This is a genomic window from Novacetimonas cocois (assembly GCF_003311635.1).
GTDB classification, from domain to species: Bacteria; Pseudomonadota; Alphaproteobacteria; order Acetobacterales; family Acetobacteraceae; genus Novacetimonas; species Novacetimonas cocois.
Window position 1 is genome coordinate 1 of the sequence record NZ_QEXL01000033.1, and the last position, 6685, is coordinate 6685.

General features: G+C 64.9%; 4 protein-coding genes and 1 pseudogene. 2 read left to right on the forward strand and 3 right to left on the reverse strand.

Annotation, left to right across the window (positions count from 1 at the left end; all coding sequences use genetic code 11):
- Positions 1-360 (reverse strand): annotated as a pseudogene (locus tag NJLHNGOC_RS14960) (1-deoxy-D-xylulose-5-phosphate synthase N-terminal domain-containing protein); the annotation flags it as partial.
- 552 nt (positions 361-912) lie between these two features.
- On the opposite strand from NJLHNGOC_RS14960, the gene hpnH reads away from it, so the two are divergent.
- On the forward strand, positions 913-2094 hold the full coding sequence (gene hpnH, locus NJLHNGOC_RS14965) for an adenosyl-hopene transferase HpnH (protein ID WP_113597063.1): 1182 nt from the start codon (positions 913-915) through the stop codon (positions 2092-2094).
- A 184-nt stretch (positions 2095-2278) separates the two neighbouring features.
- Complete coding sequence (locus NJLHNGOC_RS14970) at positions 2279-3568, forward strand: hemolysin family protein (protein WP_113597065.1); 1290 nt, start codon at positions 2279-2281, stop codon at positions 3566-3568.
- 255 nt (positions 3569-3823) lie between these two features.
- Here the strand turns inward: NJLHNGOC_RS14970 and NJLHNGOC_RS14975 are convergent, their stop codons facing one another.
- Both NJLHNGOC_RS14975 and NJLHNGOC_RS14980 read right to left on the reverse strand, forming a co-directional pair.
- Positions 3824-5803: a lytic transglycosylase domain-containing protein gene (locus NJLHNGOC_RS14975; protein ID WP_113597064.1), complete on the reverse strand. Its 1980-nt coding sequence runs from the start codon at positions 5801-5803 to the stop codon at positions 3824-3826.
- Positions 5804-5976: 173 nt separating this feature from the next.
- A partial coding sequence (locus NJLHNGOC_RS14980) for a uracil-DNA glycosylase (protein WP_133258761.1) occupies positions 5977-6685 on the reverse strand: 709 nt, incomplete at its 5' end.

Here is a 6685-nt window from a genome sequence, read left to right on the forward strand (position 1 = left end):
GCCGCGCCGAACGGGTCGTATTCGCTCTCGCTGCGGCGGGTGAAGCCCGAAAGGCCGCCCGGCTGGCGCAGCGTGCGGATGCGGTCGCGTCGCCCCGTCAGGATCTTGTGCGGATAGGTCTGGTGGCCGACATCCCAGATCACCCGGTCGTCAGGCGTGTCGAACACCGCATGCAGCGCGACCGTCAGTTCCACCACGCCAAGCGACGCGCCCAGNATGCCCGCTCGTCGTCGAGACCGTGTCGATCGTCTCCGCCCGCAGCTCGTCCGCAAGCGCCTTGAGCTGCTCCACCGAAAGGTTGCGAAGGTCATGCGGGTAACGCACCCGGTCCAGATGCGCAAAACGGCCCAGCGTCGGGATCGAGCCCCAGGACTCCGCGTCGGGGGTGGNCCGACGGGGAAGTGGCTTCGTGCGTTGGTGCTGCCTTCGGCTGGTCCATGATGGTCGCGTCCATTTATGTTCTGTCGGGATCCGTCCCGGGGAAAACGGGTCAGACCCTGAGCCGGTTTCTTGGTCGGCCGCCTCAATGTCCGGCGTCCCGGCCGCGCCCGGAACACGGTAGGGCGAAGGCCGCGGCATCGGATATCCTGCGACATGGTCATGGTCATTCATGACGACCGCAAGGTGTTCGCCCCTTGCGGTCGTCATGGCAAGGGTGGATAATACTAAAACCCCGTGTGTTGTGATTTCGCCACACCCTGCACGATAGCAATTGAATACAGGATGTTTTTTGTCCTATACAGCCGCGAAAGTGTTCATGTGTCGTAACAACTCCGCAACTGCGCCATGTTCTTAATGCACGGCTGTTAAATGTCGGGGTTGTGTTCTTGCGATCGGACGTGTCCATAGTCCGGACTACATGATTTGGAATCAAGACCGGCGTCAGACCGCCGGTGCAGGAGCAGAGGTTTCATGGCCGTTCCTATTATGCAGGCCGTCCGGGTGGGCGCCTACGTCGTCAAGCAGCACCTGACGCGCCGCAAACGCTATCCGCTTGTGCTGATGCTCGAACCGTTGTTCAGGTGCAACCTGGCATGCGCGGGATGCGGCAAGATCGATTACCCCGCACAGATCCTGAACCAGCGCATGACCGTGCAGGAATGCCTCGACGCGGATACCGAGGCGGGTGCGCCCGTCATCGCCGTGGCAGGGGGCGAGCCGCTGCTGCACAAGGAAATGCCGGAAATCATCCGGCAGCTGATCGCGCGCAAGAAGTATGTCTATCTGTGCACGAACGCGCTGCTTCTTGAAAAGAAGCTCGACGATTACGAGCCGAGCCCCTTCTTTTCATGGGACGTGCATCTTGACGGCGATCCGGCGATGCACGACGCCTCCGTCTGCCAGGAAGGCGTGTACGAACGCGCCGTGGCAGCCATCAAGAAGGCGAAGGCCCGTGGTTTCCGCGTGTCCATCAACTGCACCCTGTTCGATGGCGCGGACCCCAAGCGCGTCGCCACCTTCTTCGACGAAGTGATGGCGATGGGCGTCGATGGCATCATGACCGCGCCGGGCTATGCCTATGAACGCGCGCCGGATCAGGAGCACTTCCTGAACCGCCAGAAGACGAAGCAACTGTTCCGCGACATCTTCCGCCTGGGCAAGGGCAAGAAGTGGCGCTTTACGCAGTCGCCGCTGTTCCTGAACTTCCTTGCCGGGAACGAGCAGTATCACTGCACCCCGTGGGGCAAGCCGCTGCGCAATGTCTTTGGCTGGCAGCGCCCGTGCTACCTGCTGGGCGAAGGCTATGCCAAGAGCTTTGAAGAGCTGATGGCCGATACCGATTGGGATGCCTATGGCACCGGCAACTATGAAAAGTGCGCCGACTGCATGGTCCATTCCGGCTACGAATCCACGGCGGTGATGGATGCCGTGCGTCGCCCGTGGCACATCGCCAAGGTCGCGCTGTTCGGGCCTGAAACCGAAAAGCCGATGGTGCCGGAAATCTCGCTGGCGAACCAGCGGCCGGCGGAATACGTCTTCACGCAGCATGTCGATGCGAAGATGGAAGAGCTGGCGGCCCGCAAGAAGCCGGCGACTCCGCCGCGCGTCAACAAGGTTTCGGCCCAGCCCGAAACTGCGGCGGCTGCTGACTGAGGGACGTGTTGCCGACAGTAATGGCATTGACCGGATGGCGGGGCATGTCCCCGCCATTTCCATATCTGGCGATGTAATCCGGATGCCGCGAATCGGGACTGACGCAGTCCCGATTCGCAATGCCGCAAGATTCAGGATTTCAGGTGTCCCAGCTTCGCGCGATATGCTCTACGATCGCGGGATCATGCTTGTCTCCCTGATTATAATATTCTGCCTCGTTCTCCTTAACGGCGTCTTCGCGATGGGGGAACTGGCCCTGATTTCCGCGCGTCGGGCGCGTCTGGCGGTCATGTCAAAGGCCGGGGTCAAGGGGGCCGACCGGGCCCTGAAACTGGCGAATGACCCGCAGGGGTTCCTTCCGACGGTGCAGGTCGGCATGACCCTCGTCTCGATTCTGGAGGGCACGTTCGGCGGCACCAGCATCGAGGCGCGGATGACGCACTGGCTGATGCATTTCCCCCGCCTTGCCCCCTTTGCCAGCGAAATTTCGATGACGGTCGTGGTCAGCGCCATCACCGGCATCATGCTGGTGGGTGGCGAACTGGTACCCAAGCAGATCGCCCTGCGCCAGCCCGAACAGATCGCGGCCCGCCTTGCCCTGCCGCTTGAGGGGCTGGCGTGGATTTCGCGTCCGGTGGTCTGGCTGCTGGGGCGGGCATCGGAACTTGTGCTGCGCCTGATGCGGGTCAGCGCCAATGCCAGCACGGCCCTGACGGAAGAAGAGCTCCGCGCCTATATCGCCGAAGGCGCGCAGGCCGGGGTGCTGGAGCAGGAAGAGCGCGACATGATCGAGCGCCTTCTGCGTCTGGCGGACCGGCCCGTGCGCGCCATCATGACACCACGCACCGAACTGTGCTGGATCGAACGGCATGTCCCGCGCGCGGAACTGCTGCGGATCCTGCGCTCCACCACCTATTCGCGCATTGTCGTGTGCGATGGCGGGGTGGACAATCCGGTGGGCGTCATCCTGGCAAAGGACATGCTGGACCGTTTCCTTGACGGCAAAAGCCCCTCGGTCGAGGCGGGGCTGCGTCGTCCCATCTCCGTGCCGGACACATTATCGGCATTCGACATGCTGGACCGCATGCGCGCCTCCCCGCTGGGCATGGCGCTGGTGCTGGATGAATATGGCTCGTTCGAGGGAATCGTGACCTCTTCCGACCTGTTCGGGGCCATCGTGGGCGAGCAGCACGAACCCGGCAGCACCCCGCCGCAGCGGCTGGCCCATGATGACGTGCTGGTGCTTGACGGTTCCATGCCGGCGGATGAGGTCAAGCACAGGCTGGACCTGTCGGACCTGCCGGCGGAAGGAAGCTACCATACCCTTGGCGGCCTGATCCTCGCGCTGTTGCGCCGTGTGCCGGCCAATGGCGACAAGGTGGTCTTTTCAGGATGGCTGTTCGAGGTGCTGGAGATGGAGGGGCGGCGCGTGGTGCGCGTGCGGGCCAGCCGTCAGGTGCTGGCTGAAAACTGAGGCATTGATAACAGGAGGCTGTTTGGAAATAGCCTGCTGATAAAAAAGAACGGAGGTTTCTGGGTGTCGCCTTTTTCTGGAAAGGCGACGTCTTTCGAAGCTTTTGCAAAAAGCTTCACCAAAAACTTTTCATGATTTCAGCAGGCTGCCGGGGCTGTCTTTTCAAACGGTTCCCGGGAAGCTTCATCAGAAACTTTGGTCCCAAAGGCGGCTGCCTGTGGGACCGGCCCTTCCCCTGCATTCAGGGGAAGGGGATCAGTGGATGGTGCGTGACGAACGGGCGGCAAGGCCCTGTTCGGCGCCAAAAGCGGGCCATTCATTGCGGGCCAGCGTTTCCAGCGATGGCGAGGGCAGGCCCAGCCGGTCGGCATAGATCCACAGATAGGTAAAGGCGCGACGTACGTAATCGCGTGTCTCGTTATTGGGCAGCTGCTCGATATACAGCAGCGGGTCATCGACCTCGTCCGTGCCGTTGGCGGCGCGGCGGGCGATGGCTGACGGCCCGGCGTTATAGCTGGCAAGCATGCGGATCAGGTCGCCGCCCGCCGGGGCATGCGGTCCCGGATGCTGGCTCGAAAGCTGCGCGAGATAGAGGACATACAGCTGTCCGATTTCCAGGTTATGCCCCGGATTGTGCAGCGCCGTGGGATGCGCGGCGTAATCGCCGCCGTTATGGGTGACAAAGCCCGCCGTCACCGGCATCACCTGCATCAGCCCATGCGCGCCGGAGCCGGAGACCGCGTTGGCGTCGAAATTGGATTCCAGCCGCGTCAGCGCATAGACCAGCGCCGGGTCCATGCGGAACCCGTGATCCGGGCGCAGCGGCGGCAGGGGGAAACGGGTCTGGTGGGCGGACTGCTCCCCATCCTGCGACTGGATCAGCAACGCCATCTGCGATGCCAGCTCCTTCATGCCCATCGCGTCCGCGACCAGCTGGAGGGAGTGGCACAGCGCGGCATCGTTCTGCACATCGGGCCACAGGCGGCGCAGCGTCGCCTCCGCCCGCGCGTTCTCGCCCACCTGCGCCAGGGCAAACGCCCTGCGTCCGGCAGGCGTCGCGGCGACGGCCTCCACGTCGATTTCACCCAGGACGGGCGTACCTTCATGCAGGGGCTGGCGGTCATCGGCCAGCGACAGGGACGACGGCGCGTCGCCGAACGTCCCGCCATGACGGGCGGGGTTGGGGTGACGCAGGCCAAGGGCCTGGCTGGCGAGCATGCCGTAGAAGGTATGCGGTGCGGCAGCAGCGCGGTGCAGCCACGGCTCGTACGCCGCGACGTCGCCCACCGCGCGATGCGAACGCGCGGCCCAGAAGGCGGCGCCCGCACGGATGCTGCCGGGGGTGAGGGGCGCGCGCGACGCGGCCTCGAACAGGGGTTCGGCCTCGTCGGGGCGTCCCTGCTTCCATGCCGCAAGCCCGGCGACATAGCCCGCAAGCCCCAGCCGTCCGGAGGACGTGGTGAAGGCGTCGCGCGCGATGCTCAGCGCCAGGCGGTTCTCGCCCGCGCTGAACAGGCTCATCGCGACCTCGGTCCGCAGGTGGGCGGCATACAGGTCGTTCAGGCCCGGCGTGATCTGGATCAGGTGCAGGGCGCTGCGCGCGCCCTTGACGCCCTGTGACGCGCGTTCGCGCACCGTATGGTCCAGCAGGCTGTTGCGCGTGAACACCCGCAGGGAGGGATCGTCCTCCTCCGGCAGGCGGACATGCGCGGGGGCATGTGTGCTGCCCAGCGCGATGTTTGGCGGCGCGGGGGGCAGCGTGGCCCCACGCGGCGTCTGCGCCACCAGCAGGCCATAGATGGCCGGGGAATCCGCCAGGGTGGAAAAGGTCCGCAGCCACATGCGCAGCTGTCCGGCGGTGGGGTGATATGCGGGGTTCAGGTAACGCGCCGCCAGCAGATCGCCCAGCAGCACGTCATCGCGGATGCTGGCGGTCTGGCTGATGGCGGCGTCGAAGCGACCCTCGCGCTGGAGGGCGAAGACCTTGCGGATGCGCGCGGCGTCGTCGGGGGTAAGCACCCGCGGCAGGCTTACACTGCCACCGCCCCTGGTCGGGAAGCGGGGAAGCGCGAGCGCTGTTTCCTCGTTGTGGCCGCTGTGGGCTGATCCATCCGGATCAGGCCTGGGGTCCACCGATTGGGCACGAAGCGGCGCGAAGGCCGCTCCTGCCAGGAATGCGGCGCCCGCCAGAAATGCGGTCACCGCGGTGGGGGGGGTATGGTTTATCCCTCGCATGGCTCGCGGGGTTTAGGGCCTTGCGCACAAGAAAGCAACCCGATTGCGCGCAACCCTAATCAATAAGATTTCACAACAGATGCGGAAACCGAAATATATCCTTGAAAACACGTTCTGAAACACATGTTGACATGCCTTCTGTTCATAGGTTGCATTCCGTTAATATATCATGATTACGCGTCATGATTGTGTGCGTCCCCTTCCAGGGTTTTGCGTAACTCAAGCATATCTTTCCACGCGTCGCGACGTGCTGTCGGACTGGCGCGCAACTGCTGCGCGTGGCGCATGGGAAGTGCGGGGATAACGCGCGTGGCGGGGGAAGCGTTGCCTTCGTCCGCGCCGTGTCGGGGAATGGAAATATCGCGCCATTTCCCGCGTGCCCGCGCCGCCGTGATGCGTTCGCCCGTCAGCAGCGCCACGGGGATATTGCCCATCAGGATCAGGCGTCGCGGCCGCGCCAGCACGATCAGGCGCTGGATGAACGGCAGGCAGCATTTCAGCTCCATGGCGGAGGGGGGGCGCCCCCCCGGCGGACGCCACGCAATGACGGGGGCAAGGAACAGGTCGTCGCGCGACAGCCCGATGGAGCCGAACATCCGGTCCACCAGGCGTCCCGTTTCGCCGCAGAATGCGACGCCGCTGCGGTCCTCGTCCGCGTCGGGGGCCTCGCCCACCACCATCACGGGGGCGCCGACGCGGCCCTGCGGCGCGACGGTGTGGGTTGCGGTATCGCGCAGGCCGCACTGCCGGAAGGCGGCCATGGCGGCCTGAAGCTCCTCCGGCGTGGTGGCGCGGGCGGCGCAGGCCCGCGCCGCGTCGGTGGCCTGCTCGACGCCTGTCGTGACGGGCGGCGGGGACGCCGGACGGCCCCGCGCTGGCGCG

Bases quoted from the DNA above. Each gene is read 5' to 3' on its own strand.
- hpnH (WP_113597063.1), top strand. From the start codon at position 913: ATGGCCGTTCCTATTATGCAGGCCGTCCGGGTGGGCGCCTACGTCGTC.
- NJLHNGOC_RS14970 (WP_113597065.1), top strand. From the start codon at position 2,279: ATGCTTGTCTCCCTGATTATAATATTCTGCCTCGTTCTCCTTAACGGC.
- NJLHNGOC_RS14975 (WP_113597064.1), bottom strand. From the start codon at position 5,803: ATGCGAGGGATAAACCATACCCCCCCCACCGCGGTGACCGCATTTCTG.